The following is a 26,123-nucleotide window of genomic DNA, read 5'->3' as shown; positions in this document are numbered from 1 at the left end:
TTATATCGGCGATTCTTTAAATATATCGACTGACCGACAAATGTATACAATTCTTTTATATAGTAGAAAAAGAGCCATCCTTCCATAACAGAAGAATGGCTCTTTTTCTTATTGATAAATCTCTTTATATTTCTTGTACTCCGCTTCCGAACATAGTACGAAATGTCCCGGGCGAATTTCACGCATTGTTGGTGCTTCACTACCATAATTATGCTGTGATGGATCATATACGATACGTTTACGATTGCGCTCATAATCTGGATCTGGAAGTGGAATCGCTGATAATAGTGATTTCGTATATGGATGAATTGGATTCGCATATAATTCATCACTTGTTGTTAACTCAACGATTTGGCCACGGTACATTACACCAATACGATCACTAATGTATTTTACCATTGATAAATCATGGGCGATGAATAAGTATGTTAAACCTTTTTCTTTTTGTAACTTTTTCAGTAAGTTTACAACTTGCGCCTGAATCGATACGTCAAGTGCTGAGATCGGCTCATCGGCAATGATAAATTCTGGGTCTACAGCAAGTGCTCGAGCGATACCGATACGCTGACGTTGTCCACCTGAGAATTCGTGTGGGAAACGGTTTGCGTGCTCTTTATTTAAACCAACTGTGTTTAATAGTTCATGAACACGGTCCATGCGCTCTTTTTTACTTTTCGCTAATCCGTGAATATCAATACCTTCTGCGATAATATCCCCTACTGTCATACGAGGATTTAATGATGCGTATGGATCTTGGAAAATCATTTGCATTTTACGGTTGAATTTCTTCAGTTCTGCGCGTGATTTCTTACCATGTACGTTTTCACCATCGAACAATACTTCACCAGCAGTTGCATCATATAAACGAATAATCGTTCTTCCAGTTGTCGATTTACCACAACCTGATTCTCCTACAAGACCAAATGTTTCTCCGCGGTAAATATCAAATGAAATATCATTAACCGCTTTGACAACACCACCACTCACGTCGAAGTGCTGCTTTACATTTTTTACTTCAATTAATTTCTCACGTTGTTTAGTCATGTTGTTCACCTGCTTTCATTTGAAGAATGCGTTTTTCAACGACTGCTGGCGGTTTTACTTCTGGAGCTTGCTCGTGAAGTAACCAAGTTGCCGCATAGTGCGTATCACTTACTTTAAATAAAGGTGGGTCCATTTCAAAATCAATTTTCAGTGCCTGTGGGTTACGTGGTGCAAAAGCATCTCCCTTTGGCGGCTTCAATAAATCTGGAGGCGTTCCAGGGATTGCATATAACTCTTCTTCTGAACCATCTAAACTTGGCATAGATGCGATTAAACCCCAAGTATATGGATGTTTCGGATTGTAGAAAATTTCATCTACAGTTCCAATTTCAACAACTTTACCAGCGTACATAACTGCCACTCGGTCCGCAACGTTTGCTACTACACCTAAGTCATGCGTAATGAAAATGATTGCTGCTTCTGTTTTTTGCTGAATGTCTTTCATAAGTTCTAAAATTTGCGCCTGAATCGTAACGTCTAGCGCTGTTGTCGGCTCATCGGCAATTAATAATTTCGGGTTACAAGCTAACGCCATCGCAATAACTACACGCTGTCTCATACCACCTGAGAATTGGTGAGGATATTGTTTTAAACGAGCTTCTGGATTTGGAATACCTACAAGGTCAATTAATTCTAAAGCAACTTTACGTGCATCTGCTTTACTCATCCCTTGGTGTTTAATTAGACCTTCCATAATTTGATTTCCAATTGTCATCGTTGGGTTTAATGATGTCATTGGATCTTGGAAAATCATCGCGATATCTTTACCGCGTACTTGCTGCATTTCTTTTTCTGTTAATTTCGTTAAGTCACGACCTTCAAATACGATTTCACCATTTTTAATGCGTCCAGGAGGATTCGGAATTAATCCCATTAACGCTTTAGAAGTAACTGATTTCCCTGAACCAGATTCTCCTACAATCGCCAATGTTTCTCCTTTTTTCAAATCAAAAGTAACGCCGCGTACAGCTTGTACTTCACCTGCATGTGTATCAAAGGAGACTTGTAAATCTTTTACCTCTAACAATGTTTTCATCTTTGCCTCTCCCCTCTTTTACTTACGCATTTTTGGATCTAACGCGTCGCGTAATCCGTCTGCCATTAAGTTAAACGCTAAAATTAATATACTGATGACAACCGCAGGGATGAACATCATATGCGGATACGTTTGAATAGATTTATAACCATCATTTACAAGAGAACCTAGTGACGCAAATGGCGGCTGAATTCCTAAACCGATGAAACTTAAGAACGCTTCACCAAACACCGCTGATGGAATTGTAAACATTGTCATTACGATAATAGGTCCCATTACGTTTGGAATTAAATGTTTCACAATTAATTGTGTATTTGTTGCACCTAATGTACGAGATGCTAATACATATTCTTGGTTTTTTAACTTTAAGATTTGTCCACGAACAATACGCGACATCCCTATCCAACCTGTAATCGCCATCGCGAGTGTAATTGACCAAATACCAGATCCCATAATGATTACCATTAAAATAACGATGATTAAGTATGGAATACCGTTAATAATCTCCATAATACGTTGCATAATGTTATCTACTCTACCGCCGTAGAATGCTGAAATACCTCCGTATGCAACCCCAATTACTAAGTCAATTGCTGCTGCTAAAAGAGCGATATATAATGATACGCGTGTACCTTCCCATGTTCTTGTCCATAAGTCACGGCCAAGATCATCTGTACCAAACCAGAAGTACTCTTTAATATCACGTTTTTCATATTGGTCAACACCATATTGATCTGTACCGTCAAATGGTAACCAATGAACATTTTCAATAACTGGAATTTTTGGTGGTAATTTCGCTCGACCTAAATCTTGCTCTTTATACGAGTGTTTACTTACCATCGGTCCAAAAATCGCTAATAGTGCAATGATAACTAATAATACAAGGCCAAGCATCGCACCTTTATGTTGGAATAAACGTCTTCTTACATCTTGCCAAAACGTTAGGCTTGGACGGGCAATGACTTCATTATCAACATTATTTTGATTGGCTTGTTGAAATAAATCTGGAGATAATTTTTGTACATCTTTCATCATTTTTTCCCTCCCGCTAAACGAATACGAGGATCAATAATTCCGTATAAAATATCGACAATGAAAATAACTAAAATGAAGATTGCACTATAGAAAATCGTAGTTCCCATAATAACTGTATAGTCATTTAAAGTAATCGATTTAACGAATTGTTCCCCAAGTCCTGGTACAGCATAAATTTGCTCGATAACAAGTGTTCCTGTAATTAATGCCGCAACCATTGGTCCTAAAATTGTTACAACTGGAATTAACGCATTACGAAGTGCATGTTTGACAATAATAACGCCTTGGCTAATTCCTTTCGCTTTCGCTGTTAAAATGTAATCGGCTTGCATAACTTCAATTAATTCTGCACGAGAGAAACGTGCGATTGTTGCGATAACTCCCATCGATAATGCAATTGTAGGCATTACAGTAAACTCTGGTCCTTTCCAGAATGCTACTGGGAACCAGCCAAGTTTTACCCCTACGAAATATTGCAGTAATGCGGCGAATACGAATGATGGTACCGACATTCCGAGTACCGAAATAACTGTTGCACTATAATCTACCCACGTATTATTACGAAGTGCGGCAACAATACCTAAAATTAAACCGATAAATGTTCCTAATATAATCGCTTGTAAACCTAATTGGGCTGATGGTCCAATACGATCCACAATCATGTCTGTTACTGGGCGGTTATCATATTGGAATGATACCCCTAAATCACCTTTTGCTAGGTTACCTAAGTAACGTGCGTATTGAACTGGTACCGGATCATTCAATCCGTATTTTTCAAGAATGATTTCTTTTTGTGCCGGTGATAGCTTCTCCTGGTTTTTAAGCGGAGAACCCGGAAGTAATTTCATCAAAAAGAAAGTCAGTGTAGTAATTAAAAATAATGTCAAAGCCATGTACACGAAACGTTTTAATACATAACGTCCCATATCAAGCACCTCCCCGTTTTTCTCAAAAGCAATAAGATAGTTTAAAATATTCTTACTTTTATTTTTTTAAAATAAGAGCATATGCCCATCATAGGCATATACCCTTGTAAACGATGGAAAAAAAGATTATTTTTGTTCAACAGATGCCCATTTGTAAGTTAATTTACCACCATAGTTAATTGGGATAATATCTTTTACGGCACCTTTTACTACATACGCTGAACCTTTTTGGAAGATTGGAGTGATAACTGCATCCTCTTTAATTAACATCTTCTCTACTTCTAGAAGGTTGTCCCAGCGAGCTTGTAAATCTTTTGTATCTGTTTTAGCTTTTAGGATTAACTCATCATATTTCTGATTAGAATACCCTGTTTTATTTTGAGAACCATTCGTAACAAACATATCTAAATATGAGATTGGATCTGGGAAATCTGGTCCCCAAATACCAAACGCAATATCATATTGCTGAGAATCTTCTAATTTATTTTTTTGTGCGAATGGTTGCTGTTTAATTTTAATTGATAAACCTGGTAAGTTCTTTTCCATCTCACCTTTTAAGAATTCCCCAACTTTTTTAGCATCTTCATTATCAAAGTTTAAGAATTCTAGTTCGATTTTATCAGTTCCAAGCTCTTTCTTCGCTGTTTCCCAAAGCTTTTTCGCTTCTTTTGGATTTGTTTCAACTAGCTTTCCATTTTCAGCTCGGAAATCTTTTTTATTCGGACCTTCAGCGAAATCTTTTCCAACAAATCCGTAAGCTCCAATTGCACCGTTATTTAAAATAACTTTTGCAATGTTATCACGGTCAAAGGACATTGAAATTGCTTTTCTTAAGTTTTTATTACTTAAGTACTGATTACTTTGATTAAATCTTAAGTAAGCAACCCCTGCTTCTTTTCTTGTTTGGAACTCTGGGCTTTTTCTAAACTTATCAACAAATTCAGACGTTAAAGCCGCTCGATCAATCGCGTTTGTCTCATATAAATTTACATCAGTTGCTGTATTTTTTACAATATTAAAGTTAATTTCTTCGATTTTAACCGTTTTATTATCCCAATATGAAGGATTCTTCTTGAATTGGAAACTTTGTTCATGTTTCCAATCACTCATAACGAATGGACCGTTATATAATGTTGTATTTGCCTCTAAACCAAATTTATCCCCTTGTGCTTTTACAAAGTTTTCATTTAGTGGGTAAAATACTGGATAAACTGTTAAATCGATAAAGTAAGGAACGGGATTGTCTAATTCTACTTCTAATGTATAATCATCAATCGCTTTTACACCTAATTGGTCAGCAGGTAATTCTTTTTTATGAATTTTCTCTGCATTTTTAATATCGAACATAATGTACGAATACGTTGCTTTTGTATCTGGATTTACTGCTCTTTTCCATGAATACACAAAATCTTTAGCTGTTACAGGTTCCCCATTCGACCATTTCGCATCTTTTCTTAATTTAAATATGTATTTCTTCCCATCATCTAGCTTTTCGACATCTTCTGCAACTCCAGGCATTCTCTTTTGATCTTTGCCAATACGATATAAACCTTCCATCGTATTATTTAATGCTGTAGAAGATGAAGAATCAGATGCCAATGATGCATCCATTGACGGAATTTCAGATAACTCTGTTAAATTAAGAATCTGTTTTCCGTTACTACTACTCGTAGCGTTCTCTTTCCCTTTTGCTTTTGCGTCATCTTTTTGGTAGCTACACGCGCTAAGCAACATACTTGCAGTTAAAGTTGATGCAAGTAATAACGGTATCTTTTTCTTCATGTTGTGTTGCCTCCCCTAATTGCACTTCCTGTACCCTCACTTGTTAAAAAGTAGAATTGAAAGAATAATCTCCAAGTTTCTACAATTTTCATTATACATATAATATAACAATTGTGAATATAGTTTTTTGTTTTTTTGTTAAAATTTTTAATAAAATATTTATATTTTTAATTTTTCGTAAAGGGATACATTAACATTGCTACCATCATCTTAAAATCAGACCTTTAATTGCGTATAATTTTCAAAAAATTAATCCTAGTACTTATTATAGCTTTTATAGTATAATAATTCTAGTAATATTTTGACGGAGGGGAATATTTTGAATAAAGTTTTTTTTCATACTTGTATACTAATTTTTATAGCGATGATTGCTTCTAGTATTGGTGCATTCCTCATTTCATCTCAATTTTTGTTGAACTTTGTCAACATTTTGTTTTATATTGCACTGTTTTTTATTCTTATCGGCGGTTTTTTATACATATTTCAAAATGGTTTTTTCAATGTAACCATTTACGCATTCCAAAGAGTATTTGGTACGAACAAAAAGATTGACTCTTTAATTGAAGAAGTCGAGGAACCTACAGATAAGAAAGAACGTATTTATAAAACATATTCATTCAAATGGACATATCCAATTTGTATTACAGGTATCTTCCTTGGGTTGTTCTCGACACTCATTAGCTTTACTATTTTGATGTAGTTTGCAAACACTATCCCATATGATATAATAATCAGCAAAACATTTTGTTATAAAACTTTAGTTCTTTCATATTAAAAGAGCTCAAGTAACAATAAATAAATTTATATGTATGCGATGATAAAGAAGAGTACATATTGAGGCAATTTCAGAGAGCTTGTGGTTGGTGTGAACAAGTAATTGTACAGTATGGAATGGGCTTTTGAGCACCAAACCGAACCGAAAGTAGTAGGCTTTGGCGTTATATCCAAACGTTATTATGGATTAGAGAGATTTCACAGTAGTGAAATAATTAGGGTGGTACCACGGTCCATTCGTCCCTATAGTTTTTTGGGATGAATGGGCTTTTTTGTTTGCCTTCTCTTCCCCACATCACGCATTCTATTTTAGGAGGAATTACTTATGTCAGTTATCTTTTCTGGTATTCAACCAAGTGGAACGATTACACTTGGAAACTATTTAGGAGCAATGAAGCAGTTTACAGAGCTTCAAAATGAACACGACTGTTATTTCTGTATTGTAAACCAACATGCGATTACAGTACCTCAAGATCCCGTCGGGCTTCGTAAAAACATCCGCAGTCTTGCTGCACTTTATGTAGCATGCGGCATCGATCCTGAAAAAGCTACTTTATTTGTACAATCAGAAGTACCAGCACACGCTCAACTAGGATGGATCATGCAATCTGTTGCTTACGTTGGAGAATTAGAACGTATGACGCAATATAAAGATAAAGCTTCTGGTAGAGATTCAGTTCCAGCTGGATTACTTACGTATCCACCATTAATGGCTGCTGATATTTTACTTTACAACACTGAAATCGTGCCGGTTGGTGATGACCAAAAGCAACATATCGAATTAACACGTGACTTAGCAGAGCGTTTCAACAAACGTTACCGCGAAATCTTCACAATGCCTGAAATTCGCATTCCAAAAGTAGGAGCTCGCGTTATGTCATTAACAGAGCCTACGAAAAAAATGAGTAAATCTGATCCGAATCCAAAATCAATGATTAGTATGCTTGATGAGCCAAAAACAATTGAAAAGAAAATTAAGAGTGCTGTAACTGACTCTGAAGGTATTGTGAAATTTGATAAGGAAAACAAACCTGGTATCTCTAATTTATTAACAATCTACTCTTCATTCTCTGGAAAAACAGTTGAAGAAATCGAAGCAATGTACGAAGGAAAAGGATACGGCGACTTCAAAGGCGACCTAGCGCAAGTAGTCGTAGAAGCTATTCGTCCAATCCAAGACAAATATAACGAACTAATCAACTCACCAGAACTAGACGAAATCCTAGACAAAGGTGCAGAAAAAGCAAACCGCGTTGCATTCAAACAACTACGCAAAGTAGAAAACGCAATGGGACTAAGCAGAAAACGTAGGTAACATATAAAGCGGAGGCGACTGCTTAGCCCTGACGGCTAAGGTTCTTTCCCACAGAAGGTGCTTTTTACCTTCTTGTGGGGAAGGTTCTTAGACGCGAAGGGTTAGGAGCCGGAGCTAGATTACATATAAAGCGGAGGCAGCTCGTTCAGCTCTGACTGGATAAGGTTCTTTCGCATAGAAGACGCTTTTTGTCTTCTTATGCGGAAGGTTCTTAGACACGAAGAGCTCGCTGCCGGAGCTGGATTTCTACAAAAAGCGGAGGCGGCTCGTTTAGAATGTGAAGGCGCGAAGCCACCGAACATTCTTGCCGCTGGAACTAGATTTCTACAAAATTAAAAAACCGCCAATTGGCGGTTTTTTAATTTACCTTTTGCTCATTTTCCATTTCCCATAACTTTTCAAAAAATGGCTGTCCTTTTACGAGACGCTCACATAATTGTTCGTGCTTATCAGACCAGCCAGCTTTCGCTTCATCATACAGCTTAGCCCAAATATCTTCAAATTCCATATGTTGAACCATTCCATATGCTGATGGATCCCACTCTGTGAACCAATAGCGAATTTCTGCTGTGTTTTTCGTTGTATGTAATTGATCTAACGCCATAAATAATAATTGTTTTAGCTGTCTTTCTTTACGAGTCAAGCCATTCATAATGAAAGGCGATGGTGATAAAATATGATGTTCTTTTTCTGTTTCTTCTACTTGGAACTCATACTTTTCTGCTTGTACGTTTTCTACCATCTCATATACCATCTGCTCTTGGCGTGGTATAAGTCTACTTTTGCGAATTGGTACATTGTAACCAATTGTGTCAATGGCAATAATGCCTTTCCCATCTGTAACAACAAAGCAATACTCTTGCTGCAAACGTTCATGATTTTTACGAATATAAGCCTTATGATGTACGTCTTCCAGCATTTTTTGCGGAAGCTCTAACAATTCGTTCTCGATGTAATGATATAATGTGGCATCTACTTTTAATAATGGCACTTGATCTAATAGCTCAATCGTATCATCTTTCCGCCATTCGTAAAAATGACAAACGTTATACCCATTCTCTTCACCTTCAAACCAATTTACCCATACATCATGTAGATATAACATTCACTACCCCTCACTTCACTACTGTTTGTACCAATCATTATGTTCATTTTTGCTTAACTTTATTCCACTTGAGGAAATATATTCTAATTATTATTTTTTCTTCTATTAATACTAAAAAAACAGGAAATAGAATTCCTGTTTTTTTATATATGAAATGTATTTGCTTTATTCAATATTTCTTTTGCATCTATAGATAATAAAGAAAGTGTATCTTCTCCTTCCAAAGTTACACAATCTTTGACAATATGAAATCCAAGCGCATAGCCAAGCATCTTCGGATAAGAGTGAAAGCCATTTAATAAGATGTCATGTTCCCTTGTTCCTCGTTTTATACTTATTCTTTCATGTACAACATTTTTCCAATAATAAACAGCCTCTTCTTTTGAAAGATACGCCGTCCACGGTGCATTGTTTTTTTCTGTATACCTTTCTGTTACTGCTTGTTCCGCTAGCCCTTCCATAATCATCGTATCAAGTAATGTATATTCTGTTTCTTTCGTCTCAATTTGATGTAACCTGCATATGTGATGATATTCATGCGCCAATAACACTTTTAATTCTTCTACCGAATTCCGCCCACATACGAATAAGAAAATAACATGACGCATAGATAATCCAGCCCTACCGTTATACTCTTCTTGTACAGTTCGATTATAGGAATCTGATAATAAAATAAAGACAGGGACATCTGGACCTTTTAACCAATTTTTCAGTTTATCATACTCCAGGCTCAATTCTTTCCAAATTTCCTTTTCCTCTAATTCTTTAATTTCCTTTTCTCCGCGCATGATCGGGCGATACATCCCTTTTGAAATTAAAAAGCGATACAACCTTTCTTTTGGCAACGGAATATACTTCGTAAATTTCTCACAAAGTTTTTCTGGCCGTCCATAATATAAATGTAACCATTCAGCTGTTTCAACAATCCCCATCTTTATCCCTCCTTTTTCTTATGTATATGCTACAGGAGAAAAAGGCGTAAAAATAAATAAGGAGTTTTTTCGCAATCTATTGCGAAAAAACTCCTTATTTCATCGATTATTTATACGATTTAAATACTAACACTGCGTTATGACCACCAAATCCTAATGAGTTACTTAATACTGCATTTACTTCTTGGTGTCTCGCTTGATTTGGGACGTAATCTAAGTCACATTCTGGATCTGGTGTCTCATAGTTAATTGTTGGAGGAATTACTCCGTCTGTAATTGATTTAATAGAGAAAATCGCTTCAACAGCACCAGCTGCTCCTAATAAGTGACCTGTCATTGATTTCGTTGAGCTAATTGCTACTTTATACGCGTGCTCGCCGAAAGTTTCTTTAATTGCCATCGTTTCATATTTTTCATTCGCATCAGTACTTGTACCGTGCGCATTAATGTAATCAATATCTTCTGGCTGTAGGCCTGCATCAGCTAAAGCTTGACGCATTGCACGCACTCCGCCTTCCCCACCAGGAGCAGGCATTGTAATATGGAATGCATCTCCAGTTGCACCATAACCAGCAATTTCCGCGTAAATGTGAGCACCGCGTGCTAATGCGTGCTCTAATTCTTCAAGAATTAGAATACCTGAGCCTTCACCCATTACGAAACCGCTACGGTTTTTATCAAATGGACGGCAAGCCGTTGCTGGGTCTTCATTAAATGTTAATGCTTTCGCTGAGCTAAATCCTGCGAATGCCATACTTGTTAGCGGCGCTTCTGCTCCGCCTGTAATCATTGCATCAGCATCACCACGCTGAATTGCTTTAAATGCATCACCAATTGAGTTTGCACCAGATGCACAAGCCGTTACAGAACAAGTGTTAATTCCTTTTGCTCCTGTTGCGATTGATACTTGACCTGCTGCCATATCTGGAATCATCATCGGCACGAAGAATGGGCTCACGCGGCGTGGGCCTTTCTCAGTAAAAATCTTAAATTGTTCTTCGTATGTTTCCATACCGCCAATACCAGATCCAATCCATACACCAATTCGAGGTCCGTTTTCTTCTGTAATTTCAAGTTTTGCATCTGCAACTGCCATTTTCGCTGCTGCCACTGCATATTGTGTAAAGCGATCCATACGGCGCGCTTCTTTTTTATCAATATATTTCTCGACTTCAAAGTCGTTAATTTCCGCTGCTACTTTTGCTGGAAATAGTTCTGGATCAATTCTTGTAAGTCGCCCGATTCCAGATACACCCTTTTTAATGTTTTCCCACGCTGTTTCAACATCTGTTCCGACCGGTGTAACAGCTCCTAGTCCTGTAATTACGACCCTCTTTTTTTCCATACAAAATACACTCCTTTTTTTTCTCTCAGTCCTTATTTACCCCAACGAAGAGCAACTGCTCCCCATGTTAATCCGCCGCCAAAACCAACAAGTATAATTAAATCACCGTCTTGAATACGTCCGTTTTGCAATTCCTCTACCATTGCAATCGGAATTGAAGAAGCTGATGTATTACCGAACTTCTCAATCGTCATACTCATTTTTTCTTGTGGTAAATTTAACCTCTCTCTTGCAGATTCCATAATACGAATGTTTGCTTGATGCGGTACTAAGAAATCCACATCTTCTTTCGTAAGACCAGCTTTATCTAAAACGCGAAGACAAGAATCACCAAGTTGACGAACGGCAAATTTAAACACTTCTCTGCCATTCATCATAACATACTCGTCTTGATAAAGGTGCTTGCCGCCACTTCCGTCTGCTCCTAATTCAAAAGATAGAACGCCTTTACCTTCTGAAACAGCTCCCATTACGACAGCACCGGCTCCGTCTCCAAATAGTACTGCTGTATTTCGATCGTTCCAGTCTACAATTTTAGATAGTTTATCACTACCAACTACTAATACATTTTTATACGTTCCTGTTTGAATAAATTGCTGCGCTGTAATCATTCCGTACATAAAACCAGCACATGCTGCACTTAAATCCATTGCGGCTGCATGTTTCGCTCCTATTGCTTCTTGAATTACACAAGCAACTGCTGGAAAAGCACGATCTGGTGTTACTGTTGCTACTAAAATAAGATCGATATCCTCTCCGCTAATTCCTGCATCTTCAAGTGCTTTTTTAGAAGCCTCTACGGCCATATATGAAGTATCTATTGTATCATCGGCAATGCGTCTTTCTGCAATTCCCGTTCTCGTACGAATCCATTCATCGGATGTTTCCATTATTTTCTCTAAATCGTGATTTGTGACTACTTTTTCTGGCACATATCTTCCGATCCCTAAAATGCCCACGTTCACATCGCAGCCCTCCGTTTTATATCAATTATTATGACTTGGTACTAATTTTAAAACATAAATGTATTTTTGTCTAGAATATATTTCGCATAAAACAGAAAGCTAACGCATTATTCACGTTATTTTTCATTAAAAGAAACGGAAACATACCTCTCAAATATAAAAAGACTCAAACCGCTTCTATTTACAGTTCGATCCTCTCTTTCATCTAAAAAGATGCTTTTTTATTCTTTATCTGCTTTCCTTCTAAACTAGAGAGTTCTCCTCACTACTTTTCCTTTATCCTCTTCATATCTCTGGTTTCCCCCCAGGCGAGAATAAAAAAGGCCCTGACCGCTTCTATCCACGGTTCGGGCCTCTCTTCCATCTTAAAAAGATGCTTTTTATTCTTTTTATTCTTTATCTGCTTTCCCGAGCTCATAGGCCTCGTTCATAACTTTCATTAACAACTCTAACACTGGCTGTGCCTTCTCCATATCAAGTGCAATTCCATTATCATCTAAAATTGCCTTTGCTTCCGGTAAATGCTTCATTGCGATTTGTAAAAACTGCATGCTTTTTTCGTTCATATTATGCTCTTCCTCTCCATTAAAACTTTCACATACAATAGTGTAACACGCGTACTACCCTTCGTATAACTCTTTATATTTTTTCATGTGTGCCAGTTGCTTATTTAAACCGTATTCTAACGGAGTATTTCTTTTTATTGAAATTACCTCGATAGCCTCATCTCTTACTTCGTTATTATTTTTATTTACTTTATCATCCGCGCGTAAAAGATTCATACCTTTTTCCCATAATGACTGTTTACCACTAAGTAAATTGTATATACCAAGATGCGCCCCGTTCGTTCCATTTTCCCATAAGTATTCACATACATCTTCAACGTAAAGTAAATCATTCCCCTTTTCCTCAATCGTACAACGGCACTCTTTTTCACCTAATTCTGATAAAATAAGCTGATGAAACATCATAAAGGACGGTTGCCACGGTCCATATAATGTTGGAACTCGAAATACACTATATTGTAAATTCCCTTTTTTCAATCCTTCTTCTACTTTCAAAAATAGTCGCTTATTTTCGGATTCATCTGTACTGCCTACTTCAATAGAAGAAATTAAATTTAACTTCACTTTTTGTTCTTCACACATTCTTATAATTCGCTTTAAATATTGTAATATGACTCTTTCATTCCGAAATCCACTTTGCTGATTTGGCTCATATAAGCAAAAGTAAACAGTATCGAATCTCTCTTCCTCAACCGATCTCCATCCATCTTCATCTCTTATCGAATAATACGTAAATAATGCATTTCGCCCAATTAATAATAACTTCTCTTCATTAATTTTCGTCATACTATCGAATTCATCAAAATCAAGACCATATACTTCCACTTCTTCTGCAATCATTTTATTTACAAGGTGATAACCTACAAACGTAAGTGCACCTACAATTAGCACGCGTTCCATACCACCAACCCTTTCCCTCTGAAACAAATAGCTCCTCATTTATGTATATGGGAGCTTCATAATTCTTCTTCATATTTTTTAAAGAAATCGGTCGTTTGCCTAACCATTTTATATTTCACATCTTGCAGATGGAACAAGACAGAAGTATCACATTGATTTAGTTGCCTCATTTTCTCATATCTACGCAACTGCTGTTTTCTTCCTCTTTTTTCTTGTGTTGATACGAAAATTTTAACAGGTACACAAGATGGAAGAAGCGTAAATGATTTCTTATTTATTTTTGATTCTAATTCTTCTTCTTTGGCATCATACGCCAAACTTAATTCCTTCACGAGTCTCTTGTAAAAAAACTTATGCTCTTTCTCAAACTCCACATATTCTGGTAAATCTAAACACGGATTTAACATAATGACAGAGCGTATACACTCAGGGTATTTGTTCATCATTTCGAGTGCTACAAGTGCTCCCATACCATCTGCCATAATGTGCATTTTCGCATTCAATGTCTCTTTTCTCAACACAACGTCATATAAACGTTTCGCTAGACGAACAGATTGGTCGTTTCCCCAATGTCTTCCGTATAAATTAGAAGAAAAGACTGTGTAGCCTTGCTCAATAAGGCCATGTAAAAAATAAGATCTACCCGCATGCTGTGTCCATAAACTTGTACCATTCTCAATAAAGTAGTTATAATCACCGAGGAGCATAACAGAAAATCCATTTGGCTTCTCCGGTAAATAAATGACACATGGTTCTTTTTCTAAGTAAAAAAAACGTTCCGTAATACTCATTTTTCCCCCGCCTTATTTTCTAAACATATAAAACCACTCTTTTATAATGTATGAACGGAATGCAAATTTGCGTTGAAAAATCTACAAATATTTTTCTATATTCTTTTTTCAATTGTGTTACAATAAGGACAGATTGAACGAATAGAGGTGTAAAATATGCGTTTCATTTGGGCATTAATTTGGTCGTTCTTACTTGTACATATGATGAGCTATGTAATCGGCTCTATGACTGGCGGTACATACGACTTTAACCAAGCGTCTATTTTCTCAGTTGTTCTTGCTGTGTTAGTACTAGCAATTTCAGCTGCAATTCCAAACGAGCCAGTAGAACAACACTAAAAAAAGAGTCCGGATTTTATCCGAACTCTTTTTTATTTTTATTTCACATGAACGACTAACTCGTTATTTTCTACATCAACAACTACGTGACTATTATCAGTAATTGTTCCTGCAATTAATTCTCGTGCTAATTTCGTTTCCACTTGACGCTGTACGTATCGTTTTAATGGACGAGCTCCGTACATTGGGTCGAAACCTGCTTCCACAACAAATTCTTTTGCTGCATCTGTTAATTCTACTGTAATGTGACGGTCAGCTAGACGACCTTGTAGTTCTTTTACAATTTTATCAACAATGCCTTTAATTTCATTCGTTGTAAGAGGTTTGAATAAAATAATTTCATCCACACGGTTTAAAAATTCAGGGCGGAAATGTCCTCTTAATTGCCCCATTACAAGGTCTCTTGATTCCTCTTTAATGGAACCATCTTCTTCTAATCCATCTAGTAAATGAGCAGATCCAATATTTGAAGTCATAATAATAACTGTATTTTTAAAGTCCACTGTACGGCCCTGTGAATCTGTAATGCGTCCATCATCTAACATTTGTAATAAAATGTTGAATACTTCTGGATGTGCTTTTTCAATTTCATCTAATAAAACAACGGAATATGGTTTACGTCTTACCGCTTCTGTTAATTGACCGCCTTCTTCATATCCTACATATCCAGGAGGTGCACCAATTAAGCGAGACACGGCGTGTTTTTCCATATACTCAGACATGTCAATGCGAATCATTTGCTCTTCACTATCGAATAAAGACTGGGCTAACGTTTTTGCAAGTTCTGTTTTACCAACACCTGTTGGTCCTAAGAAGATGAAAGAACCAATCGGGCGGTTCGGATCTTTAATACCAGCGCGAGCACGAAGAACTGCGTCTGACACTAAGCTTACTGCTTCCTCTTGTCCGATGACACGCTCTGATAAGATTTGCTCTAAGCGTAATAATTTCTCGCGTTCACCTTCCACGAGTTTCGCAACAGGAATACCAGTCCAGCGTGAAACAATATCTGCAATTTCTTCTTCACTTACTTCCTCACGTAATAAACGATTTTCTTGTTTATTATGCGCGCCCATTTCTTCCGCTTCTTTTAACTCTTTTTCAATTGCGGGAATTTTCCCGTGACGAAGTTCGGCTGCTTTATTTAAATCGTAATTGCCTTCTGCTTCTTCTAATTCACGACGCAAACGTTCTAAATGTTCACGTAAGTCACGAACTTTGTGAATGTCTTCTTTTTCTTTCTCCCATTTCGCTCTCATGCCACTTGCAACTTCTTTTAAATCCGATAATTCACGTTGCAATGTTTTTAGACGCTCTTGGCTACCACGATCCGTTTCTTTCCCAAGAGCCGCTTCTTCAATTTCCAGCTGCATAATGCGGCGCGTTACTTCATCTAATTCTGTTGGCATAGAATCAATTTCTGTACGAATTGTTGCACACGCTTCATCAACAAGGTCAATTGCTTTATCAGGTAAGAAGCGATCTGAAATATATCGATCTGATAAAACTGACGCTGCTACAATCGCACGGTCATGAATATTTACACCGTGATAAATTTCAAAGCGTTCTTTTAATCCACGTAAAATGGAAATTGTATCTTCAACAGTTGGTTCTTCTGCTAATACTTGTTGGAAACGTCTTTCTAGCGCTGGATCTTTCTCAATATATTTGCGATATTCATCGAGCGTCGTCGCCCCGATACAATGCAGTTCACCGCGCGCAAGCATCGGTTTTAACATATTTCCTGCATCCATGGCTCCCTCTGTTTTACCAGCTCCAACTATTGTATGAAGTTCATCAATGAATAATAAAATGCGTCCTTCACTCTTTTTAATTTCATTTAATACAGCTTGCAGACGCTCTTCGAACTCACCACGGAATTTCGCACCAGCTACGAGTGCACTCATATCTAACGCAAAAATCGTTCTATCTTTCAATCCTTCAGGTACATCCTTTTTCACGATACGCTGTGCTAGCCCTTCAACGATTGCTGTTTTACCAACACCTGGCTCCCCAATTAAAACAGGATTGTTTTTCGTTTTACGTGAAAGAATACGGATTACACGTCGTATTTCACTATCACGGCCGATTACAGGATCAATTTTCCCTGCTCTCACTTCCGCCACTAAATCACGACCATATTTTTCTAACGCTTCATAAGTTGCTTCTGGATTTTGGCTCGTCACTCTTTGATTCCCCCGAACTGTCATTAAAGACTGTAATAAGTTATCTTTCGTAATATGCAATCTTGTAAATAATTGATTTATATCGCCTTTTTCTTCAGAAAAAGCAAGCAATACATGTTCTACTGAAATGTAATCATCCTGCAGTTTTTCTGCTTCTTTTCCTGCTCTTACAAGAAGTTGTTGCAGAGCGCTCGTTACATACAATTTCCCAACTTCTGCACCGCTCCCCGTTACAGAAGGTTTCTTTTTAATTAAACTTTCAGCACCTTGCTTTAATGCTTCTATATCAACATTCATTTTTTGAAATATACGTACTGCTAATCCATCTTGCTCTTCTAATAATGCAAGTAATAGATGAACAGTATCCACCTCTTGGTGATGATGAGATACCGCTAAAGATTGGGCACTCATAATCGCCTCTTGTGTTTTTGTTGTCATTTGATTTAAGTCCATCTTTACAGCCCTCCAAAAGTTTGACTTTCTTTGACCTTTGATTTGATTATACGCCAACTGACTTTTTTATACAATAATTTTGCCTATGTATTTTCAAACTTATTATTTGAAAAAGAAAAAGAGAGCATTCATTATACTGCTAAAAAATACGGTAAATGAAATTACAATGTGTAACGACAAAAAAGCCGCAATAATGATTGCGGCTTCTGTTACGGTTTTCTTTTATATGTCCACTGGCGGTTATGATTCGTGTTATCCGGAAACTTTTCACCGGCAGTTAATTTCACCATTTGCGGATCTTTCACCATACTTCCCGTTTCACCAATTTCTACGTAAATGCCATCATTCGGCGCTTTTTGTCCAGAACGAAACCTGCGATTTTGTCCCATCTTCATTCTCCTTCCATGACGTCTTGCCTCATTAGTATATCCATTTTAAAAGAAAGCTTTTCTGTCATGTTTAGGAAACAGTACTACATCTCATTCTTGTACATATATATGAATGACACAAGCGTAAGCAGGGATTTCTTTCCTACCTGTAGAAAAAAAAAGAAACCAACCTACTCTAGGCTAGTTTCAAAGGAGAGTCAAACATATACGAGAAGATTACATGTTCATTATATGCCTCATCACACGAGCAATGTAACCCTTTTCACAATTTGTACATAATGAAAGAAACATTGTTTGAACTTTCTAAAAAGATATTGACTTTTCTTAATTTCCAACGATAAATAGTAGACACCACAGCACTTTGAGACGTAAGATGGATATATAGTGAAATTTCCATCTATGGTGATTTCACCGAGTCTAACCTCTTATTTCTGCATATTAAAAACGGAAATACAGATAGATACAAAAAAATTATTATAAGAGGTGAAATTATGAACAAACAACATTTAATCGCATTAGACTTAGACGGCACTTTATTAACAGACAACAAAATAATTTCCACTCGAACGAAACATACAATTGCAAAAGCAAAGGAACAGGGACATATTGTTGTTATTTCAACAGGACGTCCATTCCGTGCTAGTTATGATTACTATAAAGAACTTGATCTTAACACACCTATCGTAAACTTTAACGGCGCTTACGTACATCATCCTCTTGATTCAAACTGGGGAACACATCACTCTCCTCTTGAGCTAGCAACAGCGCAAGAAATTGTCCGAGCTTGCTTTGATTTTGGCGTAAAAAATATATACGCGGAAGTAATGGACGATGTGTATGTTCGTGAAATTGATGAAGATAAAAAACATATTTTCGAATTCGGCTCTCCTAAGATTTTTACGGGAGACTTATTAAATATTTTAAACGATCATCCAACTTGCTTATTAATTGACGCACATGACGAGCATTCTACTGCAATTCGTCAACATTTAACCGATATGCATGCGGAAGTAATTGACCATAGAAAATGGGGCGCACCTTGGCCGATTATTGAAATTGTGAAAAGCGGATTAAATAAAGCAGTTGGATTACAAAAAATTTCTAGTCATTACAACATTCCACAAGAGCGAATTATCGCTTTCGGTGATGAAGATAATGATTTTGAAATGATTGAATTTGCTGGTCACGGCATCGCAATGGGAAATGCCATCCCTGAATTAAAATCACTCGCAAACCATACGACGTTAACGAACGAAGAAGATGGTATTGCTTTATATTTAGAAGAGGTTCTTGGGTTGTAATCTAAAAATTCCCTACTTATAGTTTCCTGCCAAATGTCCATACTATAAGTAGACGCATGAGACATTGCGTCGATTGTTTTCAGCTAAATAAAGGGGGTTTTTCGAATGGGTAAAAAGAACAAATCAAAACGTTTTATCCAACAAGGAGCCGATGCTGTTATGAAGCATGATGCAAGATTCCCGTACAGAGGTACATTAGCTGAGGCAGAAAAAGCAAGAAGTAACTCTTCTTTTGGAGGGGTTTAAATGGGGAACTTACTATTCCAACAAGCTAGAGATGCTGTTGAAAATGCCGTATCTTGTTCAAGCGGTACTGAGCAACAAGATCTCGTGTATAGAGCAAAAAATGCTTTGCAATCCGCTTACGCAAACTCTTCAACTGCTGAAAAAGTTCAGCTCCGTGAAATGCAAGAGCAATTGCAAAACATTACGAATTTACATTAAAAAAGAGGACCAACTTTGGTCCTCTTTAATCTTTCCGAAACAATCCGAATACCCCAACTGTTTGCAGTATATTTGTAAATGCACCTGGGTCCACTTGTTTAATAATCCTCTCTAATTCGTATAACTCATAACGGGTAATAACCATCATTAACATTTCTTTATTTTCATTTGTATAAGCACCTGTTGCTGGTATCGTTGTAATCCCTCTTACTAATCGCGAGTGAATCGCCTTTCTTACGTCTGCCCCATTCTTCGTAACAATTAATGCTGTAATCTTTACATGACGAGTATGAATTGCATCAATAATTCTCGTTGATACATATAAAGTCACTAGCGTATATAACGCTTTTTCCCATCCATATACATAGCCAGCAGCGATAATGATAATTGCATTAAAAAAGAAAAAGTATGTACCGACAGGCTTATCTTTTATTTTTGATAAGATCATGGCGATAATATCTAATCCACCTGTAGAAGCACCCCACTTTAAAGCAATCCCTACTCCAATTGCCGAAATAATCCCGCCAAAAATCGCATTTAATATGATATCATTCGAAACCGCTCTAACAGGGATGATTTCTAGAAACAGAGTCATAAATATAACACAAAGAAAACTAAAAAAGGTGAAGGCCTTTCCAACCTTTTTCCACGCTAAAATAACGACAGGAATATTAAATAAGCTAAACAATACTCCCGTAGATATGTGAATCGATAAAAAATCACCTAATATTTGTGATAATAATTGAGACAATCCAGCAAAGCCGCTCGCATACACTTTTGCTGGCGTTAAAAATAAATTCATCCCAATCGCGTTTAATAAACCTGCGATGATTACAACGATTAACTTCTTTATAAGTTCAGTATAATTCAACTTCAAATCCATTTCGAATCCACCTTTACCCTTCATAAATGCACCGCTATACATAGTCTTTACGAAAAAGGAAATGATAAACGTACAACGTTTAGAAATGGAGTTGATACATATGCCACATACGAGTGATAACGACAAAAAAGCACGTGATAATAACGCAAAACGCACACAAAAAAATGAGCAAGAGCAAAAAAATATTCAGCAAGGTAAACGTGCATACTCTAAAAAGACCGATCACCTTTGATTCCATCGTACATCAACAATTATGTTGATGTACTTTTTTACATTTTAAAGGAAAAAACATTAAAAATTCACTTCATGTTCACTTCTATATTCTACAATAGCGATAACATATTCGGATGAGGTGTTGGCATGAGAGGGAAACATATTTTCATTATTACTGCACTAATAAGTATATTGATGCTATCTGCTTGCGGACAAAAGAATGGCTCAGCTACAGTCGCTACAGCAACAGACTCCACCATTACAAAGGATAACTTCGAAAAACAATTGAAAGATCGTTACGGAAAAGACATGCTATACGAAATGATGGCACAAGACGTCATCACAAAAAAATATAAAGTACCTGATGAAGAGGTAAATAAAGAAGTAGAAAAAGTAAAAAAACAATATGGAGATCAATTCAAAAAAGTATTAGAAAATTATGGTTTAAAAGATGAAGAGGATTTCAAAAATCAAATTAAGTTCAAACTTGCTATGAATGAAGCGATTAAGAAAAGCATTACAGAAAAAGACGTAAAAGACCACTATAAGCCAGAAATTAAAGCGAGTCACATTTTAGTAAGTGACGAAAATGAAGCGAAAGAAATAAAGAGTAAACTAGATGCTGGTGCTTCATTTGAAGAATTAGCAAAACAAGAATCACAAGATCTGCTATCAAAAGATAAAGGTGGAGACCTTGGATACTTCAATTCAGGTACAATGGCTCCTGAATTCGAAACCGCTGCCTACAAACTAAATGTTGGACAAATTAGCAATCCCGTAAAATCATCAAACGGTTATCACGTTATTAAATTAACTGATAAAAAAGATTTAAAACCTTACGATGAGGTAAAAAACTCTATTCGCAAAAACTTAGAGGAAGAACGTACTGCTGATCCTGTATTCAGCAAAAAATTGTTACAAGAGGAATTAAAGAAGGCAAATATTAAAATAAATGATAGTGATTTGAAAGATACATTTACTCTTGTTTCACCGCAAGGAAATTAAAAAAGCACAACCTTATCTTTTTACATAAGGTTGTGCTTTTTAATCTTCCATCAATATTCCCAACTTTTTCTTCAAGCTTTTGTAATGCCAATTGATGTGATCTAATTCTATCTCCACTTCAATTAGCGCATCTATTAAGTCTTCTTTAGACTGTTGTGAGTTCATAATATTTTCAAGCAATTTTTCAAAACTTTTACTACTCTCATATATATCATTTAAATCCACCGCTAATAGTTCACGTTCATTTTCAGTGGATAATACGGAAAGTCGTTTTATTAATTTTTCTAGTACATTATCTTGCATTATCATAACTCCCTTTTCCTCATGGATTGCTTCTATTACCGTCATAGAAGAATAAGTAATTTTAAATAAAAAAATGTATCCCAAAATTAAACTAACTGTTTAAATTTTGAGATACACTGAATCAACTTTACTTTATTTTTCTTTTTCAAAAATACTAGCTAAGAAGAAAATAATACCCAGAAAAATTACAATTAACGTGTTAATTGTGTAACCAAAGAACGACATATATGAAGTAAAACTTACTAGAATTGTATATATGAGACATACTACTAACACTATTACAGCTCGATAGTTTTTCCTTTTTAACATAAACACCGATGCAGCTATAATAAAAACAACATTATATATACCAATTATTATATGTGTCGTCTCCATTTTACTAATCTATCTCCTTCTTTTCTTAGAATTAGTTTTTTTCGGTCTATACTCCGTATACCCTTTTTTATATCCTTTATAATATCCATCTACATAAACTACCAAGTCCGTGATCAGCCCTATTCCCCCAACAGCTTTACTGCCAACAAAAAATGCTCCTTTAACCGCTGATTTCACTGTATTTTTTATGATTTGCTGTTTTGCAACACGCTGTCCAGGAGATAAGTTTGCAATTTTCTTTTTCGAGTTATTTTTAGATGTTTTCCATCCATAATTTGCCCCCACACCAAAAGTTAGCAACTTATTCATTACATTTCCAAACCCAACAAATCCTGCATAACTATCTCTTACCGCAATCAACCCAGACTTAACTCCCTTAACATGTGCATATGCTGTCCGATTATTATGATACGGCATCGGCGTCGTACCCCAAAAGCGATATGCCCAATGCCCATCCGGATCCACCATCATCACCGGATTATTATCACCATACGTATACCCATTCTGCGTCACTGGATCATCACTATCACCCGGATCTGGATCCACCGATAAGAACACACCATGCTCCGGATTATAGTATCTCGCAATCAAGTAATACATGCCAATTTCTTTATCATACATGTATCCTGCATATCCAAACGGATTGTCTGCTGCGATTCCTTTTGCTTCGCTCTTTAAGACGTTACCCCATGCGTCATATTCATAGCTTGCGACTATTTGTCCATCTTTGTCGGTCATTGCTAGGCGGACACCGTCTTTGTTGTAAACGTATATGCCCCACCCTAACTTTCTATCTGTAAAAAACTTTGCAACAGAGCCATCTGCTTCATTCCATGTGTATAGAAAAGGAAGAAGACATTTTCTCGCCTCTTCCCTTAATTTTATAATCTATTAATGTTTCAATTTGCTCTGTTTCCATTCGTGTTAATCCATAGGCCAATAATAAATTCAAGAGAAAACTATTTACTTACGCAAAAGCACATCAATATCTTCCTTGAATTTCAAAATACAAATTATTAATAAAACAAGTAAAGTAGCTATATTAAGAACATTAAAGATATACCAAAAAAACAACACTCCTATCAGTACATCAGATATAAATCCTTCCCTGACATTTTTTAAATATTGATTGAATTTTTTTGAAGACAGCATAACTTTCTCTAGTATAAATATGGTAATGCCAGCAAGAAAGAAGACTATCTTTTTCAAATCCGAAGGCTGATCTACTAAAACATAAGCTACTATATATATAAATAGCAAATCAATAATTCTGAACCTTTTAAGCATATTATTCACTTTTACCATTTGGCTTTCTTCCATTTCCCTTTTGATTTACCTTCGTCATATTTTAAATACCACTGTTTAGAATTCAATTTTTTTCTATAAGTTAAAGTAATTTTAGTACCCGGTTCTGGGACTGGCTTTATAAATTTTTCCCCAACATAATAGCCCCCTACTATCTCTAAACTCTTCTGTCGACTTGGAGCTTTTATATATTTTAAACCAATGTTCTTAACTACATTACCAGCATTAAAACTGACAACTGCTCTCGCAATTTGTCCTGAATAATAATTAAATTTAGTTTGCTTATAACTTCTTTGGTAATATTCATGCTTACCTTTTTTCCAATATTTATATCCACTTACAACTTTTTTTGCCTTATACCCATCCGGATCCACCATCATCACCGGATTATTATCACCATACGTATACCCATTCATTGTAATCGGATCGTTTTCATCACCCGGATCTGGATCCACCGATAAGAACACACCATGCTCTGGGTTATAGTATCTTGCAATCAAGTAATACATCCCAATTTCTTTATCATACATGTATCCCGCATATCCAAATGGATTGTCCGCTGCGATTCCTTTTACTTCACTCTTTAAGACGTTCCCCCATGCATCGTATTCATAGCTTGCGACTATTTGTCCGTCCTTGTCGGTCATTGCTATTACGTCACCGCGCGGGTTGTAATGGTAGTATACCGATTGATCTTGTATTTTCATTGCTAGGCGGACGCCGTCTTTGTTGTAAACGTATTGTCGGAGGACTTTTCCGTTCCCGTCTGTTTCGTATAGCGGGTTAATGCTGTCACCGTCGTAGAAGTAACGGGTTACTTGTCCGTTTACGTTCTTTTCACCTTTTCTCGTTAAAGCAACAAGTTGATCTATCTCGTCCTATATAAGTAAGGACATAAAGTTATGTCCCTACTTACTATCATCGTACTTCCAATCAACTACACAATTTCTATTAATAAAAGAAATCACCTAGTTTTATAAAACACAAATGAGCAACAAACAGCCAGCGCAAAAAAGAATAAAATCAAAATTTTAATACCCCAACTTAAAAAGTTAAAATATGGAGTGAAGATTATAACTATTATATACGAGCCATATTACTGTAATAGTAAACGGAATGTATTCTCTTGATTTTAAGAACATTATTGACAAATATAAAATCCAACCTATCCCTATACTCCATGTAATAATTGCTCCACCTTCAATAAAAACCATCTCCTATCTTCTTTTTTTCTTCTTAGGCCTATAATTTATATAGGCTTTTTTATACTCTTTTTGATATTCATACAAGAAGATGCCTGCGTCCGCAGCAAACCCATATACTCCTACAGCTTTACTACCTCTTACTATAGCAGCCTTTATTGCTTGTTTACCTGCACCTTTCAACACACTTTGCATCCCTTTTCGATTTCCAACTTTTACTTGAGATGCCTTTACCTTTGATTTTGTTTTAGATTGTTTCCACCCTTTAGATGCTCCCGTTATAAATGGTCCCAATTTACTAACAAAATTCCCTCCACCCATAAGATTAAAACTATAGCTCTCTGCCCATGCCCAACCTTTTATTCCGGCTCGTACTGCTCTATCATTGGCATAAGCCGTTCTCTTATCATAAACCCACAATTGTGTCGTTCCCCAAGGACGATATGCCCAATACCCATCCGGATCCACCATCATCACCGGATTATTATCACCATACGTATACCCATTCATGGTAATTGGGTCATCTTCATCACCCGGATCAGGATCCACCGATAAGAACACACCATGCTCTGGGTTATAGTAACGCGCAATTAGATAATACATGCCAATTTCTTTATCATACATGTATCCCGCATATCCAAATGGATTGTCCGCTGCGATACCTTTTACGTCGCTCTTTAGTACGTTACCCCACGAATCATATTCATACGTTGCTACAACTTCTCTATTTGCATGATAAAAAGCAGCTAGGTATGCCCCCTCTAAATGACATAGTGGATTACATAAACTATCTAATGCTATTGAATGTAATCTAGCATCATTTCGACTCTCTAAACAACTACTCAAATTTCGTCCCAAATCAAAAATTGTAGTAGCAGGAAGGTGTTATTTTAAATAAAAAAGTGTATCCCAAAATTAAACTACCTGTTTAAATTTTGAGATACACTGAATCAACTTTACTTTATTTTTCTTTTTCAAACATACTAGCTAATATTCCACTAATCATCAAAGAGATCACTATTAATACATTCATTGTATTACTAAAGAACGATCTATATGGAGTAAAGGTTGCTATGAATATATATATTAGACTCACTACTAACACCGTTACCACTTTATATTGTTTCTTTTTTAACATAATCGCTAATACAACTAAAATTAAAACAACATTATATACACCAATAAATATCTGTGTCATCTCCATATTAC

General features: G+C 36.3%; 28 protein-coding genes, 2 pseudogenes and 1 other annotated feature. Of the genes and pseudogenes, 8 read left to right on the top strand and 22 right to left on the bottom strand.

Annotated features, from left to right (window positions below):
* Positions 1 to 108: 108 nt before the first annotated feature.
* The 5 genes from ACUL40_RS26035 to ACUL40_RS26015 form a co-directional block, all read right to left on the bottom strand.
* Positions 109 to 1,044 (bottom strand): ABC transporter ATP-binding protein, encoded by a 936-nt coding sequence (locus ACUL40_RS26035; protein ID WP_000166348.1) that lies wholly within the window; start codon positions 1,042 to 1,044, stop codon positions 109 to 111.
* On the bottom strand, positions 1,037 to 2,080 hold the full coding sequence (locus ACUL40_RS26030) for an ABC transporter ATP-binding protein (RefSeq protein WP_000854346.1): 1,044 nt from the start codon (positions 2,078 to 2,080) through the stop codon (positions 1,037 to 1,039). Before ACUL40_RS26030 ends, ACUL40_RS26035 begins: the two co-directional genes overlap by 8 nt.
* A gap of 18 nt (positions 2,081 to 2,098) precedes the next feature.
* Complete coding sequence (gene opp3C, locus ACUL40_RS26025) at positions 2,099 to 3,115, bottom strand: oligopeptide ABC transporter permease (RefSeq protein ID WP_000974106.1); 1,017 nt, start codon at positions 3,113 to 3,115, stop codon at positions 2,099 to 2,101.
* Entirely contained in the window at positions 3,112 to 4,041 is a 930-nt protein-coding gene (opp3b, locus tag ACUL40_RS26020) for an oligopeptide ABC transporter permease (protein WP_000534167.1), read from the bottom strand. The genes opp3C and opp3b overlap by 4 nt, the downstream gene beginning before the upstream one ends.
* A gap of 126 nt (positions 4,042 to 4,167) precedes the next feature.
* Positions 4,168 to 5,823, bottom strand: a complete 1,656-nt coding sequence (locus ACUL40_RS26015) for a peptide ABC transporter substrate-binding protein (protein ID WP_000727217.1) — start codon at positions 5,821 to 5,823, stop codon at positions 4,168 to 4,170.
* Between the two features lie 319 nt (positions 5,824 to 6,142).
* Here ACUL40_RS26015 and ACUL40_RS26010 point away from each other — a divergent pair, with 319 nt between their 5' ends.
* Positions 6,143 to 6,523: a DUF3899 domain-containing protein gene (locus ACUL40_RS26010; RefSeq protein ID WP_001044997.1), complete on the top strand. Its 381-nt coding sequence runs from the start codon at positions 6,143 to 6,145 to the stop codon at positions 6,521 to 6,523.
* 105 nt (positions 6,524 to 6,628) lie between these two features.
* Positions 6,629 to 6,845: a binding site (T-box leader), on the top strand.
* A gap of 77 nt (positions 6,846 to 6,922) precedes the next feature.
* Positions 6,923 to 7,912 carry a tryptophan--tRNA ligase gene (trpS, locus tag ACUL40_RS26005; RefSeq protein WP_000110982.1) on the top strand — a complete coding sequence of 330 codons (990 nt, stop codon included), beginning with the start codon at positions 6,923 to 6,925 and terminating at the stop codon, positions 7,910 to 7,912.
* A gap of 358 nt (positions 7,913 to 8,270) precedes the next feature.
* On the opposite strand, the gene ACUL40_RS26000 is transcribed toward trpS, so the two are convergent.
* The 7 genes from ACUL40_RS26000 to ACUL40_RS25970 form a co-directional block, all read right to left on the bottom strand.
* Entirely contained in the window at positions 8,271 to 9,017 is a 747-nt protein-coding gene (locus ACUL40_RS26000; protein ID WP_050252206.1) for a YjbA family protein, read from the bottom strand.
* A gap of 143 nt (positions 9,018 to 9,160) precedes the next feature.
* A complete protein-coding gene (locus ACUL40_RS25995) occupies positions 9,161 to 9,949 on the bottom strand; it encodes a DUF2268 domain-containing protein (protein WP_000513277.1) in 789 nt (262 codons plus the stop codon).
* Between the two features lie 106 nt (positions 9,950 to 10,055).
* Entirely contained in the window at positions 10,056 to 11,294 is a 1,239-nt protein-coding gene (gene fabF / locus ACUL40_RS25990; RefSeq protein ID WP_000412656.1) for a beta-ketoacyl-ACP synthase II, read from the bottom strand.
* A 32-nt stretch (positions 11,295 to 11,326) separates the two neighbouring features.
* Positions 11,327 to 12,259 (bottom strand): beta-ketoacyl-ACP synthase III, encoded by a 933-nt coding sequence (gene fabH / locus ACUL40_RS25985; protein ID WP_001100547.1) that lies wholly within the window; start codon positions 12,257 to 12,259, stop codon positions 11,327 to 11,329.
* 389 nt (positions 12,260 to 12,648) lie between these two features.
* Positions 12,649 to 12,825: a ComZ family protein gene (locus ACUL40_RS25980; RefSeq protein WP_001986215.1), complete on the bottom strand. Its 177-nt coding sequence runs from the start codon at positions 12,823 to 12,825 to the stop codon at positions 12,649 to 12,651.
* A gap of 54 nt (positions 12,826 to 12,879) precedes the next feature.
* Complete coding sequence (locus ACUL40_RS25975; RefSeq protein WP_002164601.1) at positions 12,880 to 13,752, bottom strand: NAD-dependent epimerase/dehydratase family protein; 873 nt, start codon at positions 13,750 to 13,752, stop codon at positions 12,880 to 12,882.
* Between the two features lie 29 nt (positions 13,753 to 13,781).
* Positions 13,782 to 14,516 (bottom strand): hydrolase, encoded by a 735-nt coding sequence (locus tag ACUL40_RS25970; RefSeq protein ID WP_000028712.1) that lies wholly within the window; start codon positions 14,514 to 14,516, stop codon positions 13,782 to 13,784.
* Positions 14,517 to 14,672: 156 nt separating this feature from the next.
* Here ACUL40_RS25970 and ACUL40_RS25965 point away from each other — a divergent pair, with 156 nt between their 5' ends.
* The gene (locus ACUL40_RS25965) at positions 14,673 to 14,855 is read left to right on the top strand and encodes a YjzD family protein (RefSeq protein ID WP_001211116.1); all 183 of its coding nucleotides are present in this window, start codon (positions 14,673 to 14,675) and stop codon (positions 14,853 to 14,855) included.
* Positions 14,856 to 14,893: 38 nt separating this feature from the next.
* Here ACUL40_RS25965 and clpB read toward each other — a convergent pair whose 3' ends face one another.
* Both clpB and ACUL40_RS25955 read right to left on the bottom strand, forming a co-directional pair.
* Positions 14,894 to 17,494, bottom strand: coding sequence for an ATP-dependent chaperone ClpB (clpB, locus tag ACUL40_RS25960; RefSeq protein WP_000365401.1), 2,601 nt, complete (start codon positions 17,492 to 17,494; stop codon positions 14,894 to 14,896).
* A 209-nt stretch (positions 17,495 to 17,703) separates the two neighbouring features.
* On the bottom strand, positions 17,704 to 17,883 hold the full coding sequence (locus tag ACUL40_RS25955; protein WP_000531421.1) for a YjzC family protein: 180 nt from the start codon (positions 17,881 to 17,883) through the stop codon (positions 17,704 to 17,706).
* 491 nt (positions 17,884 to 18,374) lie between these two features.
* Between ACUL40_RS25955 and ACUL40_RS25950 the strand changes: the two genes are divergently transcribed.
* The 3 genes from ACUL40_RS25950 to ACUL40_RS25940 all read left to right on the top strand — a co-directional run bounded on the left by ACUL40_RS25950 (position 18,375) and on the right by ACUL40_RS25940 (position 19,628).
* Positions 18,375 to 19,184, top strand: a complete 810-nt coding sequence (locus ACUL40_RS25950) for a Cof-type HAD-IIB family hydrolase (protein WP_001041232.1) — start codon at positions 18,375 to 18,377, stop codon at positions 19,182 to 19,184.
* Between the two features lie 105 nt (positions 19,185 to 19,289).
* Positions 19,290 to 19,430 (top strand): hypothetical protein, encoded by a 141-nt coding sequence (locus ACUL40_RS25945; RefSeq protein ID WP_000516816.1) that lies wholly within the window; start codon positions 19,290 to 19,292, stop codon positions 19,428 to 19,430.
* A complete protein-coding gene (locus ACUL40_RS25940) occupies positions 19,431 to 19,628 on the top strand; it encodes a DUF3813 domain-containing protein (protein ID WP_000527407.1) in 198 nt (65 codons plus the stop codon).
* 25 nt (positions 19,629 to 19,653) lie between these two features.
* On the opposite strand, the gene ACUL40_RS25935 is transcribed toward ACUL40_RS25940, so the two are convergent.
* Entirely contained in the window at positions 19,654 to 20,511 is an 858-nt protein-coding gene (locus ACUL40_RS25935; protein ID WP_000364431.1) for a YitT family protein, read from the bottom strand.
* 100 nt (positions 20,512 to 20,611) lie between these two features.
* On the opposite strand from ACUL40_RS25935, the gene ACUL40_RS25930 reads away from it, so the two are divergent.
* Complete coding sequence (locus tag ACUL40_RS25930) at positions 20,612 to 20,743, top strand: DUF3941 domain-containing protein (protein ID WP_001120851.1); 132 nt, start codon at positions 20,612 to 20,614, stop codon at positions 20,741 to 20,743.
* 128 nt (positions 20,744 to 20,871) lie between these two features.
* The gene (gene prsA / locus ACUL40_RS25925) at positions 20,872 to 21,729 is read left to right on the top strand and encodes a peptidylprolyl isomerase PrsA (protein WP_025687955.1); all 858 of its coding nucleotides are present in this window, start codon (positions 20,872 to 20,874) and stop codon (positions 21,727 to 21,729) included.
* Between the two features lie 39 nt (positions 21,730 to 21,768).
* On the opposite strand, the gene ACUL40_RS25920 is transcribed toward prsA, so the two are convergent.
* From ACUL40_RS25920 to ACUL40_RS25890, 7 genes and pseudogenes are all read right to left on the bottom strand, one after another.
* Positions 21,769 to 22,032 (bottom strand): hypothetical protein, encoded by a 264-nt coding sequence (locus tag ACUL40_RS25920; protein WP_001153797.1) that lies wholly within the window; start codon positions 22,030 to 22,032, stop codon positions 21,769 to 21,771.
* A gap of 132 nt (positions 22,033 to 22,164) precedes the next feature.
* Positions 22,165 to 22,407 carry a hypothetical protein gene (locus tag ACUL40_RS25915; RefSeq protein WP_000450402.1) on the bottom strand — a complete coding sequence of 81 codons (243 nt, stop codon included), beginning with the start codon at positions 22,405 to 22,407 and terminating at the stop codon, positions 22,165 to 22,167.
* Positions 22,408 to 22,416: 9 nt separating this feature from the next.
* Complete coding sequence (locus ACUL40_RS25910; RefSeq protein ID WP_445422687.1) at positions 22,417 to 23,145, bottom strand: RHS repeat-associated core domain-containing protein; 729 nt, start codon at positions 23,143 to 23,145, stop codon at positions 22,417 to 22,419.
* 225 nt (positions 23,146 to 23,370) lie between these two features.
* Positions 23,371 to 23,712 carry a hypothetical protein gene (locus ACUL40_RS25905; protein ID WP_000241493.1) on the bottom strand — a complete coding sequence of 114 codons (342 nt, stop codon included), beginning with the start codon at positions 23,710 to 23,712 and terminating at the stop codon, positions 23,371 to 23,373.
* A gap of 296 nt (positions 23,713 to 24,008) precedes the next feature.
* Positions 24,009 to 24,590, bottom strand: a pseudogene (locus tag ACUL40_RS25900) (RHS repeat-associated core domain-containing protein); the annotation flags it as partial.
* Positions 24,591 to 24,929: 339 nt separating this feature from the next.
* Positions 24,930 to 25,643, bottom strand: a pseudogene (locus ACUL40_RS25895) (RHS repeat-associated core domain-containing protein); the annotation flags it as partial.
* Between the two features lie 232 nt (positions 25,644 to 25,875).
* Positions 25,876 to 26,118, bottom strand: coding sequence for a hypothetical protein (locus tag ACUL40_RS25890; RefSeq protein WP_000426143.1), 243 nt, complete (start codon positions 26,116 to 26,118; stop codon positions 25,876 to 25,878).
* Positions 26,119 to 26,123 lie beyond the last annotated feature (5 nt).

Source organism: Bacillus sp. KNSH39, assembly GCF_052656585.1.
Note: the sequence above shows the minus strand (reverse complement) of the source record. Positions and strands in the feature narration are given on the sequence as shown.